Raw genomic sequence first — 22,854 nt, forward strand, 5'->3', positions numbered from 1 at the left:
ATTTTTAACAATAATATAAAAAAACGACCGCGTTCCCCCGCAGTCGTTTTTTTCGTGTTACGCTGTGATCCAAGCTTCGTTTGCTGGATTTTTACGCCACTCTTGTAATTTTTTCGTTTCAGCTTGTCCAATCATACCTTTTTCTGCTGCAACTTCAGTTAATGCACTGTAATCACTTAAAGAATATGATGCTACGTTAGCTGCTTCTAGTTTTTCTTTTCCTGCTTCTAACTCATATGTGAAGATTGATACGATTCCTAATACTTCACATCCAGCTTCGCGAAGTGCTTCTACACATGTAATTGCACTACCGCCAGTTGAAATTAAGTCTTCTACTACTACGACTTTTTGACCTTTTTCAGCTTTTCCTTCGATTTGGTTCCCTTTACCGTGACCTTTTGCTTTACTACGTACGTAGCACATTGGTAAATCCATACGATCGCTTACCCATGCAGCGTGCGCAATACCAGCAGTTGCTGTTCCTGCAATAATTTCTACAGTTGGGAAGTGCTCTTTAATTAACTCTTCTAATCCAGCTGCAATCGCTTGACGTACTTTTGGATAAGATAAAGTTAAACGGTTATCACAATAAATTGGTGATTTCATACCTGAAGACCAAGTGAATGGATCATTCGGTTGTAAAAATACTGCTCCAATTTCTAATAAATGCGATGCGATTTCTTTTTTCATACTGTTACACCTTCCCACTGTTGTTTTACTGTTTTATACGCTTCAAGCGGATTTTCTGCTTTTGTAATACTACGTCCAACTACGATGTAGCTTGAGCCAAGTTCCCTCGCACGTTTCGGTGTTGCTACGCGCACTTGGTCATTTACATCATCGCTTGCAAGACGAATCCCCGGTGTTACTGTTACAAATTCATTTCCGCATACTTCACGTAATTTTGGAACTTCAAGTGTTGAACAAACAACGCCATCAAGTCCACTTTCTTTCGTTAATTTTGCATAATGAGCAACCGCTTCTTCTAACGTTTTCTCAATGCCGATCTCTTTTTTCATCATAGCTTCCGAAGTGCTTGTTAGTTGTGTAACTGCAATACAAATCGGTCTCTCTTTTCCTTCTTGCTTACCTTCCTCTAATCCCTCAATCGCAGCTTTCATCATGCTGCTTCCCCCAGCAGCATGAACATTTACCATATCAACATCTAGACTAGCTAGGCTACGCATAGCGCTTTTTACTGTATTCGGAATATCATGAAGTTTTAAATCTAAGAAGATCTTATGTCCCTTTTCTTTTAAGTACGTAATAATCGCAGGGCCTTCTTTGTAAAATAACTCCATACCTACTTTGACAAATAACTCTTCCCCTTCAAAGTGGTGTAAGAATTGTTCTACTTCTTGTTTCCCTGGAAAATCTAGTGCAACGATTAACGACTGTGACATGTTTGCTTCCAGCTCCTTCCTTGACATTCCGAAATGTGATCAAATCCTAATTCATCTAATAATGCTGGTAACTCTTCAATAATTGTCGGACATACGAACGGATCGATAAAGTTCGCTGTACCTACTGCAACTGCGCTTGCGCCAGCATAGAAGAATTCAATTACATCTTCAGCTGTTTCAATACCACCCATTCCGATAATTGGAATGTTAACCGCTTGGCTTACTTCATGTACCATGCGAATTGCTACTGGCTTAATCGCAGGACCTGATAATCCGCCTGTACGGTTTGCTAAAATTGGTTTAGCTGTTTTTAAATCTAGACGCATACCAAGCAATGTATTAATCATCGTTAAACCATCTGCACCTGCATTTTCAATCGCTTTTGCAATTTCTACTATGTTTGCCACGTTCGGTGACAATTTCACGTATACAGGTACTTCAGAAACCTCTTTTACTCGCTTCGTTAAATCAGCAGCAATTTCAGGATTTGTACCAAAGGCGATACCACCTGTTTTTACGTTCGGACAAGAAATGTTTAATTCTAGTGCATGGACATTAGGCGCTTTAGAAATTTCCTTCGCAACCGCTACGTAATCCTCAGCTTGTGAGCCTGCAACGTTTGCAATAATTGGAAGGTCAAATTGTTCTAACCATGGTAATTCCGAATTCATTACTTTGTCTAATCCCGGGTTTTGAAGTCCGATTGCATTTAGCATGCCCCCTGGTGTTTCAGCAACACGAGGCGTTGGATTTCCATAACGTGGTTGTTCTGTCGTCGCTTTAATCATGATTGATCCTAGTACACTTAAATCGTAAAACTGTGCATATTCACGACCAAACCCAAAGCATCCAGATGCCGGTATAATTGGATTTTTTAATGATAATCCTGGTAATTCAACTTGCAATCTGTTCATAGTACAACCTCCCCGATTGGAAATACTGGTCCGTCGCTACACACCTTCTTGTAAGAATGTCCACTTGGATCTTCTTGTAAGTGGCATACACATGCGAAACAAGCTCCAATACCACAGCCCATACGTTCTTCTAATGAAATATAGGCTTTTTTCTCTTTGTAACGTCCTTCTAGTGCACGAAGCATCGCTAGCGGACCACATGAATAAAGAATATCAAAGTCAATTCCGTAATTATCAATTACATCTGTGACAAATCCTTTTGTACCGTGTGTACCGTCTACTGTCGCAACGTACGTATCACCAAGTTCTGCAAATTTTTCTTCATAGAAAACTACATCTTTCGTTTGAAAGCCTAAGATGTGAATAACACGTACACCTTTTGCAACGAGGCGCTGTGATAATTCATAAAGTGGTGGTACACCAATTCCCCCACCTACTAGTAAAGCTGTTTGACCAGCTTCTGCTTCTTCTACAGGAAAACCGTGTCCTAATGGTCCTAGTACATCTACCATTTCACCTTGTTTTCTAGTTGCTAATGTTTTTGTCCCTTGTCCTTCGGCACGATATAGCATTGTAAATTCGTTCTTCTCTTGATCTACATTACAAATACTAATTGGGCGGCGCAGAAGGGGCGCAATGCCCTCTGCTACCTTAATGTGTACAAACTGCCCTGGTTCGTTCATTTGCTGTACTAACGTTCCTTGAAGCACTAATTCGTAAATATTTTTTGCGATTTCTTTTTGGTTAACGACGATCATATTTTGCTTTTGCATCATGCATGTACCACCTCGTGACGCTTTGTTTGCGTAATTTCTTTCATTGAATGAGCTGAGAATGTCATAGATTCTAATACTCGTAAGATTGCTCTTGTTGTATCAAGTGATGTTAAGCAAGCCACACCATTTTCTACTGATTCACGGCGAATGCGGAAACCATCACGCGCTGGTTGTTTACCTTTTGTTAATGTGTTAATTACAAACTGTGCTTTTCCTTGACGGATAATATCTAGTAAGTTGTAGTCTTCAGAATCAATTTTGTTTACAACTTGTACTGGGATATTTTGCTCTTCTAATGATTGTGCTGTTCCAGCTGTTGCTAATAAGTTATAGCCGATTTCGTGGAAACGTTTTGCAATTTCCATCGCCTCTTCTTTATCTTTATCCGCTACAGTAATGATTACTGAGCCGTGCGTTGGGATGTTAATTCCAGAAGCAACTAATCCTTTATATAATGCTTTTTCAAGCGTTAAGTCTTTACCCATTACTTCCCCTGTTGATTTCATTTCAGGTCCTAATGTTGTATCAACTGAGCGTAGTTTCGCGAATGAGAATACCGGAGCTTTTACATATACTTCTTTCTCTTCTGGGTGATAGCCAGTTCCGTATCCTTGCTCTACTAGGTCTTGCCCTAAAATAACTTTCGTTGCAACATTCGCCATCGGTACGCCTGTAATTTTACTTAAGAACGGTACTGTACGGCTTGCACGTGGATTTACTTCAATTACGTACACTTGATCTTTGAATACTACAAACTGGATATTTAGTAATCCAACAATGTTTAATCCTTTTCCAAGTGCAATTGTATGTTCAATGATTTGTTCTTTTAGTTTTTCAGATAAACTTTGTGGTGGATATACTCCAATTGAGTCACCAGAGTGAACTCCAGCGCGTTCAATATGTTCCATAATACCTGGAATGAATACATTCTCACCATCGGAAATTGCATCTACTTCAATTTCTTTACCAACCATGTAACGGTCGATTAATACTGGGTGATCTGCATGAACTTTAACTGCATTTTTCATGTAGTGCAGTAGTTCTTCTTGACGATATACGATTTCCATCGCACGTCCACCTAGTACGTAAGATGGTCTTACTAATACTGGGTAACCAATTTCTTCTGCGATTGCTACCGCTTGTTCTACAGTCGTTGCTGTTTTACCAACTGGTTGCGGGATGCCAAGTTTTGTTAAAGCAGCTTCGAATTTATCACGATCTTCTGCACGGTCTAAGTCTTCAAGTGATGTTCCTAAAATTTTCACACCGTGTTCTTCTAGTTTCGCTGCTAAGTTAATTGCCGTTTGTCCACCGAACTGAACGATAACACCTTCTGGTTTTTCTAAATCGATAATATGCATTACATCTTCAATCGTTAATGGTTCAAAGTATAATTTGTCAGAAATACTGAAGTCTGTTGAAACTGTTTCTGGGTTGTTGTTAATGATAATTGCTTCATATCCAGCTTCTTTAATTGCCCATACTGAGTGAACTGTTGCGTAATCAAACTCAACACCTTGACCAATACGGATCGGACCAGATCCTAGAACTACTACACTCTTACGATCTGTTACAATCGATTCATTTTCGTCCGCATATGTGCTGTAGTAATATGGCGTTGCAGATTCAAACTCTGCCGCACAAGTATCTACCATTTTGAATACTGGCATCATATTATTTTCTTTACGCATATCGTAAATTTCGCGCTCCGTTTTGTTCCAAGCTGCTGCAATGTAGTGATCGCTGAAGCCCATTTCTTTTGCAGTTTGTAGTACTTCCATATTTCCTACATTCGCTTTTACTTCACGTTCCATATTTACGATGTTTTCAACTTTTTGTAAGAAGAAGAAGTCCATTTCACACCATTCATTGATTTCTTCTTTCGTTACACCTTGGCGAATTGCTTCTGCTACAATAAACAGTCGTTCATCATCCGCTTTAATGATACGTTTTTTCATCGTTTCTTTATCAAGTTCTTTTAAGTGGTCTAATTCTAAGTGATAAATGCCAAGCTCTAAAGAACGAACTGCTTTTAGTAATGATTCTTCTAAGTTACGTCCGATTGACATAACTTCACCAGTTGCTTTCATTTGTGTTCCAAGCGTTCTGTTCGCTGATTCAAACTTATCAAACGGCCAACGTGGAATTTTTGAAACAACATAGTCTAACGCTGGCTCGAAGCAAGCGTAAGTTTTTTGTGTTACTGGGTTTACGATTTCATCTAACGTTAAGCCGACTGCAATTTTTGCTGCTAATTTCGCAATTGGATATCCAGTTGCTTTAGATGCTAGTGCAGATGAACGACTTACACGTGGATTTACTTCGATTACATAGTATTGGAAGCTATATGGATCTAGTGCAAGCTGAACGTTACATCCACCTTCAATTCCTAGTGCACGAATAATTCGTAATGACGTGTTACGTAACATTTGGTATTCACGGTCGCTTAGCGTTTGGCTCGGTGCTACAACGATTGAATCACCTGTATGAACACCAACTGGATCGATATTTTCCATGTTACACACTACAATCGCGTTATCATTTGAATCACGCATTACTTCGTATTCAATTTCTTTACAGCCAGCAATACTTTTCTCTAATAAACATTGTGTTACTGGGCTATGTTTTAAACCACTTGTTACGATTTCAATTAGCTCTTCTTCGTTATGACAAATTCCGCCGCCCGTTCCTCCTAATGTGAACGCTGGTCGAACGATTACTGGGTAACCAATTTCGTTTACAAATCCATATGCTTCATCAAGGTTATGAATAATTTCACTTGGTGGTGTTGGTTCATTTAAATCTTGCATTAATGTACGGAATAAATCACGATCTTCCGCTTGCTCGATTGCTGATAATTTTGTTCCTAAAATTTCAACTCCGCACTCGTCAAGTACGCCTGATTTTGCAAGTTCAACAGCCATGTTTAAACCTGTTTGACCACCTAATGTTGGTAGGATTGCATCAGGACGTTCTTTACGAATAATACGGCTTACGAATTCTAATGTTAATGGCTCGATGTATACTTTATCTGCTGTTGCAGTATCCGTCATAATTGTTGCTGGGTTAGAGTTAACAAGGATTACTTTGTAACCTTCCTCTTTAAGAGATTGACAAGCTTGTGTACCAGAGTAGTCAAACTCCGCTGCTTGCCCAATTACAATTGGTCCTGATCCGATTACTAAAATTGTGTTAATGTCTAGGCGTTTTGGCATAACTCTTCCCCTTCTTTCTTGAAGTTTTCAATCATTGTTAAGAAATCTTCGAATAAATCATTTGCATCTTCTGGTCCCGCTGAAGCTTCTGGATGGTATTGTACTGTAAATGCCGGGAACTTCTTATGACGAAGACCTTCTACCGTTCCATCGTTTAAAGCAACATGTGTAATTTCAAGATCTGTATTTTCAACTGATTCTTCTTCTACTGCGTATCCGTGGTTTTGAGATGTAATTGCTACTTTTCCAGTTGCAAGATTTTTTACTGGATGGTTTAAACCACGGTGACCAAATTTCAACTTACTTGTATTTGCACCTGATGCTAGAGCGAACAATTGATGTCCTAGGCAAATTCCGAATAAAGGAACTTTACCGATAATGTCTTTTAACATTTCAATTGCTTCTGGTACATCTTTCGGATCTCCAGGTCCATTACTTAACATAATTCCATCTGGGCTAAGGCGTAAAATTTCTTCCGCTGTTGTGTTGTAAGGAACTACAATTACATCACAGTCACGCTTATTTAATTCTCGTAAAATACCATGTTTCATACCGAAGTCTACTAGTACAACTCGGTGACCACGACCTGGGCTTGGGTATGGATCTTTCGTTGATACGCGTTTTACATGATCTGTAAATACTGTCGCTTTTAATTGGCTTACAATGTACTCTACATCTGCATCCATGTTACAAAGGCGTCCACGTAATGTACCGTATTGACGAATTTTTCTCGTTAATTTTCTCGTATCAATCCCTGCTAATCCTGGGATATTTCTTTCTTTCAAGTAATCATTTAACGAAATTTCATTACGGAAGTTTGATGGGTGATCACAAATTTCGTTTACGATTAAACCATTTACAGATGGGTGAATGGATTCAAAATCGTCACGGTTAATGCCGTAGTTTCCGATTAATGGGTACGTGAATGTTACGATTTGACCGCAATATGATGGATCAGATAATGTTTCTTGATATCCAGTCATTCCTGTTGTAAATACAACCTCACCTGACTTTTCGATTTCGCCTCCGAAACCTGTTCCAATTAATACTGTTCCATCTTCTAAGATAAGTTGTCTTTTCATACTAATGCACTCTCCTTTTGCCATGCGATCTTACCACCAACGATTGTCATTACCGGCCATCCTTGGCATTTCCAACCTGCGAATGGTGTATTTTTTCCTTTTGATAAGAATGTTGTTGGGTCAATCTCTTCTTCTTGTTCTAAATCAATGATTGTAATATCAGCTTCTCTACCTTCTTTTAGGCGACCTGCTTCTAAGCCGAATGTATCAGCTGGCTTTTCTGTTAAGAATTGAATTAACTGTTCTAGCGTAATAACTCCCTTTTTCACAAGGTTTGTGTATAGAAGCGGGAATGCTGTTTCAAAACCAGTAATTCCAAACGGTGCTCTTTCAATTCCTTGTGCTTTCTCTTCCGCTGTATGCGGTGCATGGTCAGTTGCGATCATATCGATCGTTCCATCTAATAAACCTTCAATTAATGCTGCATGGTCTTCTTTTCCACGAAGCGGTGGGTTCATTTTAAAGTTAGGATCAGCTGATGGGATATCATCTTCACATAACACTAGGTGATGCGGTGTTACTTCTGCTGTTACTTTAATTCCAGCGCGTTTCGCATCACGGATTACACGTACAGAACCTTTCGTACTTACATGACATACGTGATAGTGGCAATCTGCTGCTTCAGCAAGCAGTATATCCCTTGCAATATGTACAGATTCACATACTGATGGGATACCGTTTAATCCGTGTTTCTCAGAAAACTTCCCTTCATGTACACAACCTTTATTAATAAGCGTATTCTCTTCACAGTGCGCAACTACTGCCATATCTAATTTTGCTGCACGTTTCATAGCCGCTAACATCATGCTCGCATCTTGTACGCCTACGCCGTCATCTGTGAAAGCAAATGCTCCAAGTTCTTTTAATGTTTCGAAATCTGTCATTTCAGAACCAGCTTGACGTACTGTAATTGCTCCGTATGGTAGTACGTTAACATGAGCTTTTTCTTCAATACGTTTTTGCAAGTCTTCCATATGTTCTCTGCAATCTGGTACTGGGCGTGTATTTGGCATTGCGCAAATTGTAGTGAATCCACCTTTTGCCGCTGCTAGTGTACCTGTTTCAATTGTTTCTTTATGTTCACCACCTGGTTCACGAAGATGTACGTGTACATCTACTAATCCAGGTGCGATTAACTTTCCGTTCACATCGATTACTTCAGCATTATCTGCCGTAATATTTTCTGCTACCTTAGCGATTTTACCGTCTTGTACGAGAAGATCCGTTGCTACGATTTTTCCTTCTTCATTCATATAACGACCATTTTTAAACAAATAATTCATGTTTCATTCCTCCTAATACATTTGGTAAGGCGCGTTTTAGTACAGCCATTCTTACGTAAACTCCATTTTCCATTTGTTTAAATATACGTGAACGCTCACACTCAACAAGTTCACTTGCAATTTCAACATCACGGTTTACAGGAGCTGGATGCATAATAATGCTTCCTTCTTTCATACGCTTTTCTCTTTCTACTGTTAATCCGTGTTTCTCATGATATTCTTTCATAATGTCTGTTTCATAATGATCATGACGCTCATGTTGTACACGGAGTAACATCATTACATCAACTTCTGGAACAAGTTCATCTAATGGTTTGTATGTTCCAAATGTGTTGTCTTCATCTTTCCACTCTTCTGGACTTGCAAAGTAAATTGTTGCACCAAGCTTCGTTAATGCTTCTGCATTAGAACGTGCTACTCGGCTATGACGAACATCTCCTACTATTGCAATCTTCAAACCTTCAAATCTTCCAAACTCTTGTTTAATTGTAAGAAGGTCCAGTAGGCACTGTGTTGGGTGGTTTCCGCATCCATCTCCAGCATTTAAGATTGGAATATTCACCTGATCTTTTAGTTCATCGAAGTAGCGATCTTGCTCGTGGCGGATGACCACTGCTTTTGTTCCGATTGATTCTAGTGTTCTTATCGTATCGTATAGAGTTTCTCCTTTTTGTACGCTAGATGCATCAGCTGAAAAGTTTAAAACATCAAGTCCTAATCTCTTCTCAGCAACTTCAAAGCTAAATCTCGTTCTCGTACTATTCTCAAAGAACAAGTTCGCAACAAAAGTTTGCTCTGTCGTTTTGCTCTCTTTTCCATTCGCAAAATCTTCTGCATCTTTTAGGATTTCTGAAATTTCTACTTCCGATAATTCACTCATCGTTAACAAATGGCTCATCGTCATCCCTCATCTTTCTGATTTTTATGTTACCACTTTTGAATTTTCATAACAACCTTTGCATAAAAATACCCTAATCGTGTGAGACTAGGGTGCAAGAAAGAAGCCACCCTTTCCGGTCTCACAGGACTGAATTAAAAGGTTATTATTATGAAGCAATCTGCTTAGATTGTTTTATTTGTTTCGTTTCCGGTAGTAGTAGATTTAACAGTACACCTACAATTGCTGCTAGTGCCATTCCTTCTACTTGGAATGATTCTCCTACGTGAAGTACCGCTCCACCAATACCGATTACTAATATTACTGATGCAATCATTAAGTTTCGTTTGTCACTTAAATCTGTTTTATCATCTACCATCATGCGTAATCCGCTTGATGCGATTACACCGAATAGTAAGATTGATACACCACCCATAACTGGTGTTGGGATCGAATGAATCAGTGCAGAAATCTTACCGATAAATCCGAACATGATTGCGAATACTGCTGAACCGATGAATAAGTATACACTGTATGCTCTCGTAATTGCTAGCACACCGATGTTTTCACCATACGTTGTATTCGGTGGCCCACCGATTAGTGACGCGATTAATGTTGCTACTCCGTCACCGAAGATTGAACGGTGTAAACCTGGTTTTTCAATTAAATCTCTTTTAATAACATTTCCAAGAACAATTTGATGTCCGATATGTTCTGATATTGTTACTAGTGCAACTGGTACCATCAAGAGTACAATCTTCCATGAAAACTCTGGTGTGTATGTTACAAATGGTACTGTGAAATCTGGTACAACAAACCATTTTGCCTCAGCTACCGGCTTTAAGTCTACTAGCCCTTGGAAGTAAGCGAAGATATATCCGCCGATAATGCCAAGTAACACTGGTATGATACTGAAAAATCCTCTTCCAAATATCGAGCATATAATTGTAATTGCTAATGTTACTAACGCTACTGAAAAGTGTGTAAAGCTATATTTGCCATCCGCACCGTTCATCGCCATGTTAACTGCTGTATGTGCTAAAGCTAGACCGATTACCATTACTACTGGACCAACTACGATTGGTGGTAGTAATTTCATAATCCACTCTGATCCTGATTTCTTAATTCCGAGTGAGATTAAGATGTACACAAGTCCTGCTAGCAAGCCACCAAGCATTGCCGCTCCCGGTCCACCTGCCGTTTTCGCTGTTATAATCGGTGCGATAAAGGCGAATGATGATCCTAGATAAGCAGGTACTTGACCTTTCGTTATAAGAAGGAATGCTAACGTTCCTAATCCACTTGATATTAATGCTACTGATGGATTCAATCCTGTTAAAAACGGAACAAGCACTGTTGATCCAAACATCGCGAACAAATGTTGTATACTTAAAAATAACCATTTTCCCGGTTTCGGTACTTCATTAACGTCTAACACTGGCTTTTGTTCCATTGTTACATCCTCCTTCAGTTTAAATCTTTGCAATAAAAAAACTCTTTGTGCCTGTGCACAAAGAGTCCTACACTTTCGTATGCCAAATTTGACATATGAAAGCCAAGACCCTTTGGCAGCCTCACAGGACTACATTTAAAAGGGCTTTACTTATCGTATATGCTTACTCGATCTTGTTGATCTGTCTCTTGCAAATCAACTTCGATACGCTCTTCACTTGATGTTGGAATATTCTTCCCTACATAATCAGCGCGAATTGGTAATTCGCGATGACCTCTATCAACAAGAACCGCCAATTGGATTTGAGATGGTCTACCTAAATCCATAAGAGCATCCATTGCTGCTCGAACTGTTCTTCCTGTATATAATACGTCATCCACAAGGATAACTTTTTTCTTCGTAATATCTACAGGGATATCAGAACCTTTTACAAGTGGTTCTTTATTTTTCGATTGTAGTGTTAAATCATCACGATATAACGTAATGTCTAACTCTCCAACTTCCATTTCTTTTCCTTCAATTTGACCAATTCGTTCTGCCAAACGTTGTGCAATAAAAATTCCACGAGTTTTAATTCCGACAAGAACACAATTATCGACACCTTTATTTCGTTCCACGATTTCATGACTAATTCGTGTTAAAGCGCGGCGAATCATTTGGTCATCTAAAACGACAGCTTTCTCTTGCATGCTCTACACCTCCAAACTTTTTTCTTGCGTGAGAGTAATGGTATAAAAAAAGTCCTCTCAGCGTGTGCGAGAGGACTTTTGAAAAAAGGGTACAACATACCCTAAGTATTTCAAACCGTTACCTTCTCAACCTCACGGGGCTGTGTTAAAGGATCATTATTTAACTGTTGTCAGTATCTCAGTTTTCTTATGATTTGTCAATACTATTTTCGTAAAATATTTAATGCGTCTTCAAACACTTCTGGAATCGGTGCCTCAAACTGAATATATTCACCCGTACGAGGATGATCAAATCCTAAAATACCCGCATGAAGTGCTTGTCCATTCATATCTAACGTTTTCTTCGGACCATACTTCGGATCTCCTGCAAGTGGATAGCCAATATATTTCATATGAACACGAATTTGGTGCGTACGTCCCGTTTCTAAGCGACATTCTACAAGTGTAAAGTCTTTAAAGCGTTCTAACACTTGGAAGTGCGTAACAGCGTTCTTACCATTTTCATCAACTGTCATACTTTGACGCTCTTTCTTATCACGAGCAATCGGAGCATCAATCGTTCCCTTATCATGCGGAATCACACCGTGTACAATCGCTTTGTAACGTCTCGTTACTGTTTTTGCTACAAGCTGATTCACAAGCGATTCATGTGCCATATCATTTTTAGCAACCATTAATAGTCCAGATGTATCTTTATCAATACGATGCACGATACCTGGACGCATTACACCGTTAATGCCTGATAAGTCTGTACAATGATGCATAAGGCCATTTACAAGTGTACCACTTGTATGCCCTGGTGCTGGATGTACAACCATACCACGTGGCTTATTTACAACAAGCACATCTGCATCTTCATAATAAATTTCTAAATTTAAATCCTCTGGTTGAATATCTAACTCTTCTGGTTCAGGAATTGTTACTGTAATTTCATCTTCTTCTTTTACTTTATAATTCCCTTTTACCGCTTTCCCGTTTACTGTCACAACGTCATCTTTAATCCATTGCTGCACTTGCGTACGTGACCATTCGTTATTTATCCCTGCAACGAATTTATCAATTCGCTCATTTTTTTGCTCTGCTGCAACTGTTACTTGTACTACTTCACTCATTCAATTACTCCTTCGCTTTCTTGCCTTCTAATAATGTTTGAATAATAATTAATACAACACCAATACATAATGCTGAATCAGCTATATTGAATACTGGATAGTTGTACGAGAAAATATACACGTGAATGAAATCCACTACTTCTTGTCTAAATACACGATCAATAAAGTTACCAATTGCCCCGCCCAAAATTAGGCCTAACGAAATACCTAGAAGCTTGTCTGTTTTCGCATACTTTTTCATATAAAATACAATAAACACTACAAAAACAACTGTAATAATGTAGAAGAACCACATTTTATTTTCTAAAATACCCCAAGCAGCGCCTCTATTTCGATGTGATGTTATGTATAATACATTGTCGATAATCGGAATACTCGTACCCAATTCCATGTTCTTTACAATTAACCACTTCGATATTTGATCGATAGCAATGACGAATAACGCTATTACATAATATATCATTTTCATTTCCCCCACAAAGACAGTGTACCTCAAAATTTTAGCATAGCTGCTACCTTTTCACAATGAACCTTTATAGAAGAATAAAATAAATTAAAAAAAGGTAATATAATATCGTTGTGCGTATTCATACATTTACCTTTTCATAAAAGAATTCATGAATCGTACGGGCAGTCGGCATTGTCTTCATTTGCTTTGTCGAAATTAATCTCCCCGTCTCTTCACAAATACCATACATGTCTATTTCCATTTTAAATAATGCGCGTTCTACATCCTTTAAATCCTCTTTTATATCATGTAATAGCAATTTTTTCTTTATCTCTTCCTTAATTTCATATCCAAGCTCTTGGCTGAACTCGACATCATATTTGTGCATTACTTCTTTAGCTAGTCTCTCTTGCAACTCTTTTCTCATCAATTGCAATTCTTCTTTTATTTCCATGTAAATTTCATTCACGTGTACATTCCTCCTAGCTGTAATGTACAGTTAGTGTGTCCGAAATTTATTTGCTTACCTCACACACATTTTTCCTTCACAGGAAAGAGTCTGAAAGTGATTTTGATATGCCATCAACAAAAAAACTGACTGCATCAATAGCAGTCAGCTTTTTTTATTATTTTACATAGTTTTCTTTAACAACTGTTGCACAACGCTCACATAATGTTTCATGTTCAGCATCTTTACCAATTGTTTCTGAAACTACCCAACAACGTTCACATGTTTCACCAGTTGCTTGAGCAACAACAACCGCTGTATGTTCATACTTCGGTGCATCTGCTGGCGCTTCATCCATCATACCACCAAGTTTATACTCAGAAACGATGAATAATTGCTTTAAGTCTTCGCTAATAGACTCTAACATAGCTTTCATTTCTGCAGTTGGATATAGCGTAATGCTTGCATTTAATGACTTACCGATTACTTTTTCATTACGAGCTACTTCTAGTGCTTTTAACACGTCATCACGTAATGTCATAAATGCATCCCATTTTGTTTTTAACGCTTCCGCGTCATCTAATTGTACAGCTTCTGGCATATCAGTTAATTGTACACTTTCTTCTGTTACGCCTGGAATGTATGGCCATACTTCATCAGCTGTATGCGGTAAGATTGGTGTTACAAGTTTCGTTAACGCAACAAGAACATCATATAATACAGTTTGAATCGCACGACGATCTTCGTGGTTTGCACCTTCAATATATAAAATGTCTTTTGCAAAGTCTAAATAGAATGAACTTAAATCAATTGTACAGAAGTTATGAATTGCATGATACACAGCAGCGAAGTCGTATGTCTCATATGCTTCTTTAACTTTTGTAATTAAGTCATTTAATTTCACTAACATGTAACGATCTACTTCACGAAGTTCAGCTACAGCTACTGCATTTTCACTTGGCTTAAAGTCGTCTAAGTTTCCTAATAAGAAACGGAATGTGTTACGGATTTTACGATACACTTCTGCTACTTGTTTTAAAATATCATCTGAAATACGTACGTCAGATTGATAGTCAACAGAAGATACCCATAAGCGTAAAATGTCTCCGCCTAATTGATCCATAATTTTCTTCGGTACGACGATGTTTCCAATCGACTTACTCATCTTACGTCCTTCACCATCTAGTACGAAACCGTGACTTAGTACGCCTTTATATGGAGCTTTACCTGTTACAGCAACTGCTGTTGATAATGAAGAGTTAAACCAACCACGATACTGGTCAGATCCTTCTAAATATAAATCAGCTGGACGCTGTAAATCTTCGCGCTCTTCTAATACCGCTTGGTGAGAAGAACCTGAATCGAACCATACATCCATGATGTCTGTTTCTTTACGGAATTCGCCATTTGGGCTACCTGGATGTGTAAATCCTTCTGGTAATAGATCTTTCGCTTCACGCTCGAACCATACGTTAGAACCGTGTTCACGGAATAAATCTGCTACATGGTTAATTGTTTCATCCGTAATAATTGGATCACCATTCTCAGCATAGAATACCGGAATTGGCACACCCCATGCACGCTGACGAGAAATACACCAGTCACCACGGTCACGAACCATATTATGAAGACGAGTTTCTCCCCATGCTGGTACCCATTTTGTTTCTGCTACAGCTTCTATTAATTCTTTACGGAATGCTTCAATAGATGCAAACCACTGTGCTGTCGCACGGAAAATAATTGGTTTTTTCGTTCTCCAATCATGTGGGTATGAATGTGTAATGAATGTTAGTTTCAGTAACGCGCCTACTTCTTCTAATTTTTCTGTAATTGGTTTATTAGCTTTATCATAGAATAAGCCTTCAAATCCAGGTGCCTCATTTGTTAATACACCTTTATCATCGACTGGGCAAAGTACTTCTAATCCATACTTTTTACCAACAACGAAGTCATCTTCCCCGTGTCCTGGTGCTGTATGAACACAACCTGTACCTGCATCTGTTGTTACGTGGTCTCCTAGCATAACTAATGAATCACGATCGTAGAATGGATGTTTTGCAACTGTGTACTCAAGTTCGCTACCTTTTACTGTTTTCACAACTTCAGCATTTTCCCACTCTAACGTTTTTGCAACTGTCTCAAACAGTTCAGAAGCAATGATATATTTCTCATCGTTTACTTTTACAATGCTATATTCAAGCTCTGGGTGAACAGAAATACCTAAGTTTGCAGGTAATGTCCAAGGTGTTGTTGTCCAAATGATGTACTTTTCATCACCTTCTAATACGTTCTTTCCATCTTTTACAGGGAATGCTACGTAAATAGATGCTGATTTTTTATCTTGATATTCAATTTCAGCTTCCGCTAAAGCAGATTCACTCGTTGGAGACCAGTAAACTGGTTTTTGACCTTTATAGATATAACCTTTTTTCGCCATGTCACCAAACACTTTAATTTGTTGTGCTTCATAAGCTGGCTCTAAAGTAATATATGGATTATCCCAATCTGCACGTACACCTAGACGCTTAAATTGTTCACGTTGACGTTCTACTTGTTCATATGCATACTCTGCACATAACTTACGGAACTCAGCAACTGTCATTTCTTTACGTTTTACACCTTTATTTGTTAAAGCTTGTTCAATTGGTAAACCGTGCGTATCCCATCCTGGAACATATGGCGCACTAAAACCAGTCATTGATTTATAACGAACAATAAAGTCTTTTAATACTTTATTTAATGCATGTCCCATATGAATGTCACCATTCGCATATGGAGGTCCATCATGCAATACAAATAAAGGACGTCCTTTTGTATGTTCTTGTACTTTTTCGTAAATATTCATTTCAGCCCATTTTTCTTGCATTGCAGGCTCACGTTTTGGTAAATTCCCACGCATTGGGAACTCTGTTTTTGGCATCAGTAATGTATTTTTGTACTCCATGCTCAATTCCTCCTTACATGTATAAAAGAAACACTTAAAAAACGGAATAAAAAAGAGACCTTCTCATCCCAAAAAGGGACGAGAAAGTCTCCCGCGGTACCACCCTAGTAGATCATATACATATATATAGAATCCTCTTTATATTCTTAACGCGAATACACGCCTACGCTTACTCTATTTGTTCAGCGCGGAACTCCAGGGTGATATTCCCACTATCTCCTTATCCTGAGCTTACACCATCCTCAGTTCGCTATATAAGGTTTGAAAAGGTACTTATCCCTATCTTCGTTTTTCTTAATAAATATGTTGTTTAAAATTATATGTAATAATGAGAAAAACGTCAAGCTTACACTGTTTCTTCTTTTTTCAACAGTTCATCTACTTCGTCTTCTAATTCAATTAGTTTATCCCAATCATCGTTGTTTAACATCTCAAGCTGTGTTTCTAATAACATACGGAAACGAGTTCGGAATACTTTCGCTTGTTTCTTTAGCTCTTCAATATCAAAAGCAACTTTTCTTGATTTTACTAATGCTTCGTTAATAATACGATCAGCATTCTTTTCAGCTTCACGCACAATTAATTTCGCTTCTTTTTGCGCATTACGTTTTACTTCTTCCGCTGCTTCTTGTGCAACGACGATAGATTTGTTTAACGTATCTTCAATATTAGAGAAATGATCTAACTTCCCTTCTAACTGCGCAACTTTTTCTTCTAAAGCTTTTTTCTCACGAATGACCAATTCATAATCTTTGATAATTTGATCAAGAAACTCATTTACTTGATCTTCATCATAGCCACGGAATCCGCGACCAAATTCTTTGTTATGAATATCTAATGGTGTTAACGGCACAACGCCACCTCCAAGTAGTTATCTAAATTTCCTCTTTCAATTATATCTTTTCTTCGACAAAATAGGAGGATTTCCTTCTAAAAAACCAATCATTTTAGTATACCATACAAAATTCTCCATTTGTCGCGTTTTGTTCTACCTTCTACAGAAAATAATTTACTTCGGCCATATCCTCTAACAGAAAAAACATCTCCTGGATAGCATTCATAAGAAGTTTGCTCCACTGTTTTCCAATTGACTTTTACTAAACCATTTTTTATGAAAGGTTGTACTTTCTGTCTAGATAAATGTAACATTTCAGCTAACATAACATCTAAACGAAGTGAAGAAACCGTTCCAGATTTCTCTCCCCACGTTTCATCTATCTGTAGAATTTGTTCTCCTTGCACTGACGCTAAAGAGACTTTTACTTTCCCTATTGATTGTAAGTTCATCTCAATATACGATACAATTTCTTTCGCAACTACAATTTGGGCACGATTTTCTTGCAGCAAAATATCACCACATTTTTCTCTTGTTAAACCAAGAGACATAAATGTACCTAATATTTGCCTATGTTCTAGCGTATAAAACTTGGAAGGATAGTCAATTTCTAATACTTCTACTTGAAATTCTTCTTCATTTAATTCTAGATAGTCTGGATAAATAAGTGCTCTTTTACGCTCTGCATTAGGCGTTGCACCACCAAATTGTACAGCAACATCACCTTGTCCTATTACCATAGAAACAATTTGTTGTTGCCTAGGATCAAGAAAATCCGTTAACTTCACTTGATGGTACTCCGCCGCTCGCTTCCACTCTAGCACTTTATCCACAAAGACCTCCTCATCAGGCCTAAAATGTTCGTAGATGCTCATGTATTTACCTTCTTACTATAAGAAATAGCTTAATAAACTGAACAAACCAGTTTTAGCAAGTTTCAACGCAAAGATCGCAACGATTGGAGAAATATCAATCATTCCAAGCGGCGGAATAAAGCGGCGGAATGGTTCTAAATACGGTTCACAAATACGTGCCAGGAACTCTCCAAAAGATGATTCCTTTGCACCAGGAAACCATGATAGGAGAATGTAAATAATAAGTGCCCACGAGTAAATCTCGATAGCATAACTTAACACTATAAAAACTGTTGTCATGGCGTATTACCACCTCTTTATATTTGTTTCTTCTTCTTCACCGAATAACTCTGAAATCGCACCAACAATATCTACATTTTCAGGTGTACACATAAATGTTTTCGGCCCTATTTTTTGAATGTCCCCGCCTATAGCGTATACAGTACCACTTAAAAAGTCAACGATACGTACCGCTTGATCAGTAGACATTCTCTGCAAATTAATTACAACAGCTCGTCTACCTTTTAAGTGGTCCGCAATCCCTTGTGCTTCCGAATATGTGCGTGGTTCTAATAAAACAACTTTTGAAGATTGTTTTGCTGTTTCAATACTCACAACATTTTGCTTCGGTTGCGCTTTCGGAAACGTAACGTCTTGTTGTTCTGGTGGATCTTGCTGCTTTTTCATGTCTGTTTGCTCCTTTTCATAACCATATTGAGCTGCTTCTTTTTCTTCCGGTGTATCAAAAAAGAAGTATTTTACTTTTGACCAACTCATAATAAGATTCTCCTTCCTTTTACGCTTTTCCTACTAAAATCGTTCCCAAACGAATATATGTAGCCCCTTCTTCAATTGCAATTGTGTAATCGTTGGACATTCCCATTGATAATTCTTTACATGGCGCATGTAATAACTCTAGCTCCTGCACCTCTGTTTGCAGCATACGTAATTCCTTAAAACAGCGTCTGATTTCTTCCTCTTCTTCTGTAAATGGAGCCATCGTCATTAGTCCAACCACTTCAATTTTATCGAATTCTTGCAAACTTTGAATAAAAGAAACAACCTCTTCTATTGCCAATCCTTGCTTCGATTCTTCAGATGAGGTTTTCACTTGAATAAAGCATTTCACTTTCTTATCAGCACGTTTCTGAATTTCTTTCGCCAGCGAAAGACGATCTAACGAATGTAAATAATCAATTTCATTAATGATTTCTTTTACTTTTCTCGTTTGTAATGAGCCAATAAAGTGCCAATTAACTTTTGAACCGAAATGCTCGTATTTCTGTAAGAAACCTTCATTTCTATTTTCACCTAAATCGATAATTCCAGCTTCAATTACTTCGTTTGTTTTTTCAATCCCTACAGTTTTTGTAACTGCAACAAGTTTAATATCTTGCAACGAACGTCCAGCTCGAGCGCAAGATTCTTTAATAGCTTCATTTACAATTACTAAATTTTCTTGTACTGTCACTTGCTTCCTTCCTCCTTAAAACCTATGAAACTCAACATTCTTCCTGTCTTACCTTGATCACGACGATGAGAGAAAAATAGTTGCTCTTCACAGCTTGTACAAAGAGATGACATTACAATATGCTCTTCTTTTATGCCTGCTTGTACACATAATATACGATTAATTTCTTTTAAATTAATTGCGTACTGCCCGTCAGAAATTTTTTGATGAGGAACAGCACCGCTAACTACTTCCTGTGCTGCTGTTAATACACGATCATCCACAACATAACAACAAGATCCGATCGACGGCCCAATTGCAACATGAATTTCATCACTTGAAATACCTTCTGCATTCCACTTTTGAATCATTTCCTTTGCAATCTCTTGTACAGTGCCTTTCCATCCAGCATGCGCAAGTCCTATCATACCATGTGATGGTGCATAAAAATAGAGCGGAACACAATCCGCGTAACAAGACGTTAACAGAACATCTTCATTACTCGTATAAATGCCATCTGTTTTTGAAATGCCGTCCTCATATGAATAGACACCACTTCCCTTTTCCTGTTGCCCTACTTTTTCAACATGATGAGCATGAACTTGTTCAGAGCAAATCCAGTTTTCTAATGGTTTTTGTAACTTATTTGCTAAAATGCGTCTGTTTTCATGAACGTTCTCCACGATATCATTCACATGTAATCCTAAATTCATCGCATGAAAGGAGCCCGTACTTATCCCACCATCTTTTGTCGTAAATCCAGCAGTAATGTTTCCAAGTTCTTTCCACGCTTGTAAATACAGTATACCGTCCACATATTTAAATGGTTCTCTCATAATAAAGCGGCTCCTTTTAATTAAAATAACAGAAAAAAGCATGGTACTTCCTGTCTATTTTACCATACTTTTATTTTTTCATAATCCTAACAGAAAAAAAAGAGGAATTTGTAATATTCTTTATGAAATTGTCGGTGTTTGTATTGATTCTGTTACAGAATTAACAGGATTTACTCTTACAAGTATGACATCTTCCCCAATTTTCACAATTTCCTTCCAAGGAATTACAATCTCAACATCTTTTCCAAAAATACCTAGCATACGTGTCTGTTTGGAAATAATAACAGAACAAATTTTCCCTGTGTTCATATCAATTTCAATATCTCCAATATTCCCAATCCTTTTTCCATCTGAAATATTTATAACATCCTTCATCTGTAACTCTGAAATTCGTATCACCATTTTTATCCTCTCCCTTATATGACAAATTGGAAACTGTTTCTCATATTTACAGGAAGCCACCTATACGAAACACCATGCTAGTTTCATTATATGAACACTAATCCCCTACTATGAGCACAAACCATATTACATATAAAAAGGTCTCACCATAATTGGTGAGACCTTATCCTTGAATCGTTTTATTCATTTGTTTAATGGCTGACTTCTCTAAACGTGATACTTGCGCTTGGGAAATCCCAATTTCTTCTGCAACTTCCATCTGTGTCTTTCCTTGGAAGAAACGTTTTCTAATAATCATTTTCTCTCTATCATTTAAACGCTTCATTCCTTCTTTCAATGCTAATTCTTCAACCCACTGCTCGTCCTTTTGTTTTTCATCACTTAACTGATCCATAACAAAGATAGGATCTCCCCCATCATTATAAATCGGTTCAAATAATGAAACTGGATCTTGAATCGCATCTAAAGCAAATACTATCTCTTCATGAGTTACTTCTAGCACTTTTGCAATATCCATTGCTGTTGGTTCTTTTGAATTTTCTGCAATCAATTTTTCTCTTACTTGCAAAGCTTTATACGCAATATCTCGCAATGAGCGCGATACGCGAATCGGATTATTATCACGCAAATATCTGCGTATTTCCCCAATAATCATCGGCACAGCATACGTTGAAAATTTTACATTTTGGTCTAAATCAAAATTATCAATTGATTTCATAAGTCCGATGCAACCAACTTGAAATAAATCGTCAACATATTCTCCTCTGTTATTAAATCTTTGGATGACGCTCAGTACAAGACGTAAGTTTCCATTCACTAATTTTTCTCTTGCGCTTATCTCTCCACTTTGCATTTCACGAAATAATTTACGCATCTCTTCATTTTTTAATACTGGAAGTTTAGCTGTATCAACACCGCAAATTTCTACTTTGTTTCTCGTCAAAGTGTTCCCTCCTATCGGGAGTTGCTGTACAGTGTAAAGTATTTCCTTTGAAGGAGATTTTATGCATGTGGTTTTTTCACGATTTATTATTTAAATTATCTTTCCTAATACAACTAAATAGAATAAGACCAGCCTACATAACGGCTGGTCTTATTCTTTACACCATTTTATTAAATTCTTTTCGTAATCTTTTTATAATTCTTTTTTCTAAACGCGAAATGTATGACTGTGAAATCCCAAGCATATCAGCCACATCTTTTTGCGTCTTTTCCTCTCCTCCAGCAAGCCCAAACCGAAGTTCCATAATTTGTTTTTCACGATCATTTAATTGGTGTAATGCTTTCATTAAAAGGTGACGATCTACAGTAGCTTCTAAATCTTTTGTAATAATATCATCATCTGTACCTAACACGTCAGACAATAACAGTTCATTCCCATCCCAATCAATGTTTAGTGGTTCATCAAAAGAAACTTCCGAACGATTTTTGTTATTTCGACGTAAATGCATTAAAATTTCATTTTCTATACAACGCGATGCATATGTTGCTAATTTTATTTTCTTTTCTGGATTAAATGTATTTACCGCTTTAATAAGGCCGATTGTTCCTATACTAATCAAATCTTCAATATTTATCCCTGTATTTTCAAACTTTCTTGCTATATATACAACGAGCCTTAAGTTACGTTCAATAAGTAATGACCTTGCTGCCTGATCTCCTTTTGGCAATTTATTCAAAAGAACTTCCTCTTCTTCTTTTGTTAACGGTGGTGGCAACGCTTCACTTCCACCAATATAATAAATTTCATCGGTCTTAATTCCTAATTTCAGCAATACTTTATACCAAAGGTATACTAAATAAAATTTTAATTTCATCATATTATCCCGCCTC

The 22,854-nt window shown here is 37.6% G+C and carries 23 protein-coding genes and 1 other annotated feature; all 23 genes read right to left on the bottom strand.

The window, feature by feature from the left end; translation table 11 throughout:
* Nucleotides 1-57: 57 nt before the first annotated feature.
* The 23 genes from pyrE to sigE all read right to left on the bottom strand — a co-directional run bounded on the left by pyrE (nucleotide 58) and on the right by sigE (nucleotide 22,841).
* Entirely contained in the window at nucleotides 58-690 is a 633-nt protein-coding gene (gene pyrE, locus ACTFN4_RS01740) for an orotate phosphoribosyltransferase (protein WP_000711440.1), read from the bottom strand.
* On the bottom strand, nucleotides 687-1,403 hold the full coding sequence (gene pyrF / locus ACTFN4_RS01745) for an orotidine-5'-phosphate decarboxylase (protein WP_000083510.1): 717 nt from the start codon (nucleotides 1,401-1,403) through the stop codon (nucleotides 687-689). The genes pyrE and pyrF overlap by 4 nt, the downstream gene beginning before the upstream one ends.
* Complete coding sequence (pyrD, locus tag ACTFN4_RS01750) at nucleotides 1,388-2,317, bottom strand: dihydroorotate oxidase B catalytic subunit (protein WP_001081049.1); 930 nt, start codon at nucleotides 2,315-2,317, stop codon at nucleotides 1,388-1,390. Before pyrD ends, pyrF begins: the two co-directional genes overlap by 16 nt.
* Nucleotides 2,314-3,093: a dihydroorotate oxidase B electron transfer subunit gene (gene pyrK, locus ACTFN4_RS01755; protein WP_000983359.1), complete on the bottom strand. Its 780-nt coding sequence runs from the start codon at nucleotides 3,091-3,093 to the stop codon at nucleotides 2,314-2,316. The genes pyrD and pyrK overlap by 4 nt, the downstream gene beginning before the upstream one ends.
* Complete coding sequence (gene carB / locus ACTFN4_RS01760) at nucleotides 3,090-6,308, bottom strand: carbamoyl-phosphate synthase large subunit (protein WP_001126101.1); 3,219 nt, start codon at nucleotides 6,306-6,308, stop codon at nucleotides 3,090-3,092. The genes pyrK and carB overlap by 4 nt, the downstream gene beginning before the upstream one ends.
* The gene (locus ACTFN4_RS01765) at nucleotides 6,293-7,390 is read right to left on the bottom strand and encodes a carbamoyl phosphate synthase small subunit (protein ID WP_000828680.1); all 1,098 of its coding nucleotides are present in this window, start codon (nucleotides 7,388-7,390) and stop codon (nucleotides 6,293-6,295) included. Before ACTFN4_RS01765 ends, carB begins: the two co-directional genes overlap by 16 nt.
* Nucleotides 7,387-8,673, bottom strand: a complete 1,287-nt coding sequence (pyrC, locus tag ACTFN4_RS01770) for a dihydroorotase (RefSeq protein WP_001108368.1) — start codon at nucleotides 8,671-8,673, stop codon at nucleotides 7,387-7,389. The genes ACTFN4_RS01765 and pyrC overlap by 4 nt, the downstream gene beginning before the upstream one ends.
* On the bottom strand, nucleotides 8,657-9,571 hold the full coding sequence (pyrB, locus tag ACTFN4_RS01775) for an aspartate carbamoyltransferase (protein WP_000018849.1): 915 nt from the start codon (nucleotides 9,569-9,571) through the stop codon (nucleotides 8,657-8,659). The genes pyrC and pyrB overlap by 17 nt, the downstream gene beginning before the upstream one ends.
* Before the next feature lie 148 nt (nucleotides 9,572-9,719).
* Entirely contained in the window at nucleotides 9,720-11,003 is a 1,284-nt protein-coding gene (gene uraA, locus ACTFN4_RS01780; RefSeq protein ID WP_000435928.1) for a uracil permease, read from the bottom strand.
* A 146-nt stretch (nucleotides 11,004-11,149) separates the two neighbouring features.
* Nucleotides 11,150-11,692 (bottom strand): bifunctional pyrimidine operon transcriptional regulator/uracil phosphoribosyltransferase, encoded by a 543-nt coding sequence (gene pyrR / locus ACTFN4_RS01785; RefSeq protein WP_001156491.1) that lies wholly within the window; start codon nucleotides 11,690-11,692, stop codon nucleotides 11,150-11,152.
* A 203-nt stretch (nucleotides 11,693-11,895) separates the two neighbouring features.
* A complete protein-coding gene (locus ACTFN4_RS01790; RefSeq protein ID WP_000005829.1) occupies nucleotides 11,896-12,804 on the bottom strand; it encodes an RluA family pseudouridine synthase in 909 nt (302 codons plus the stop codon).
* A gap of 4 nt (nucleotides 12,805-12,808) precedes the next feature.
* Complete coding sequence (lspA, locus tag ACTFN4_RS01795) at nucleotides 12,809-13,267, bottom strand: lipoprotein signal peptidase LspA (protein WP_000642180.1); 459 nt, start codon at nucleotides 13,265-13,267, stop codon at nucleotides 12,809-12,811.
* Nucleotides 13,268-13,391: 124 nt separating this feature from the next.
* Nucleotides 13,392-13,721, bottom strand: a complete 330-nt coding sequence (locus ACTFN4_RS01800) for a molecular chaperone DnaK (RefSeq protein ID WP_001002956.1) — start codon at nucleotides 13,719-13,721, stop codon at nucleotides 13,392-13,394.
* A gap of 157 nt (nucleotides 13,722-13,878) precedes the next feature.
* Nucleotides 13,879-16,644 (bottom strand): isoleucine--tRNA ligase, encoded by a 2,766-nt coding sequence (gene ileS2, locus ACTFN4_RS01805; protein WP_000455951.1) that lies wholly within the window; start codon nucleotides 16,642-16,644, stop codon nucleotides 13,879-13,881.
* Between the two features lie 71 nt (nucleotides 16,645-16,715).
* Nucleotides 16,716-16,939, bottom strand: a binding site (T-box leader).
* A 51-nt stretch (nucleotides 16,940-16,990) separates the two neighbouring features.
* Nucleotides 16,991-17,497 (bottom strand): septum site-determining protein DivIVA, encoded by a 507-nt coding sequence (gene divIVA, locus ACTFN4_RS01810; protein WP_001131611.1) that lies wholly within the window; start codon nucleotides 17,495-17,497, stop codon nucleotides 16,991-16,993.
* Nucleotides 17,498-17,586: 89 nt separating this feature from the next.
* The gene (locus ACTFN4_RS01815) at nucleotides 17,587-18,354 is read right to left on the bottom strand and encodes an RNA-binding protein (RefSeq protein WP_002164454.1); all 768 of its coding nucleotides are present in this window, start codon (nucleotides 18,352-18,354) and stop codon (nucleotides 17,587-17,589) included.
* A 15-nt stretch (nucleotides 18,355-18,369) separates the two neighbouring features.
* Nucleotides 18,370-18,633 carry a YggT family protein gene (locus ACTFN4_RS01820; protein WP_000214233.1) on the bottom strand — a complete coding sequence of 88 codons (264 nt, stop codon included), beginning with the start codon at nucleotides 18,631-18,633 and terminating at the stop codon, nucleotides 18,370-18,372.
* Nucleotides 18,634-18,639: 6 nt separating this feature from the next.
* A complete protein-coding gene (locus ACTFN4_RS01825; protein ID WP_000119129.1) occupies nucleotides 18,640-19,110 on the bottom strand; it encodes a cell division protein SepF in 471 nt (156 codons plus the stop codon).
* Nucleotides 19,111-19,129: 19 nt separating this feature from the next.
* The gene (locus ACTFN4_RS01830; protein WP_000218005.1) at nucleotides 19,130-19,804 is read right to left on the bottom strand and encodes a YggS family pyridoxal phosphate-dependent enzyme; all 675 of its coding nucleotides are present in this window, start codon (nucleotides 19,802-19,804) and stop codon (nucleotides 19,130-19,132) included.
* Nucleotides 19,801-20,619, bottom strand: a complete 819-nt coding sequence (gene pgeF / locus ACTFN4_RS01835; protein WP_001209008.1) for a peptidoglycan editing factor PgeF — start codon at nucleotides 20,617-20,619, stop codon at nucleotides 19,801-19,803. The genes ACTFN4_RS01830 and pgeF overlap by 4 nt, the downstream gene beginning before the upstream one ends.
* 120 nt (nucleotides 20,620-20,739) lie before the next feature.
* Nucleotides 20,740-21,021, bottom strand: a complete 282-nt coding sequence (locus ACTFN4_RS01840; protein WP_000236745.1) for a YlmC/YmxH family sporulation protein — start codon at nucleotides 21,019-21,021, stop codon at nucleotides 20,740-20,742.
* Between the two features lie 163 nt (nucleotides 21,022-21,184).
* On the bottom strand, nucleotides 21,185-21,964 hold the full coding sequence (gene sigG, locus ACTFN4_RS01845) for an RNA polymerase sporulation sigma factor SigG (protein ID WP_439962041.1): 780 nt from the start codon (nucleotides 21,962-21,964) through the stop codon (nucleotides 21,185-21,187).
* Nucleotides 21,965-22,121: 157 nt separating this feature from the next.
* Entirely contained in the window at nucleotides 22,122-22,841 is a 720-nt protein-coding gene (gene sigE, locus ACTFN4_RS01850; protein WP_000976948.1) for an RNA polymerase sporulation sigma factor SigE, read from the bottom strand.
* Nucleotides 22,842-22,854: the final 13 nt, after the last annotated feature.

The organism is Bacillus cereus group sp. MYBK95-2 (assembly GCF_051915225.1).
GTDB lineage: Bacteria > Bacillota > Bacilli > Bacillales > Bacillaceae_G > Bacillus_A > Bacillus_A cereus.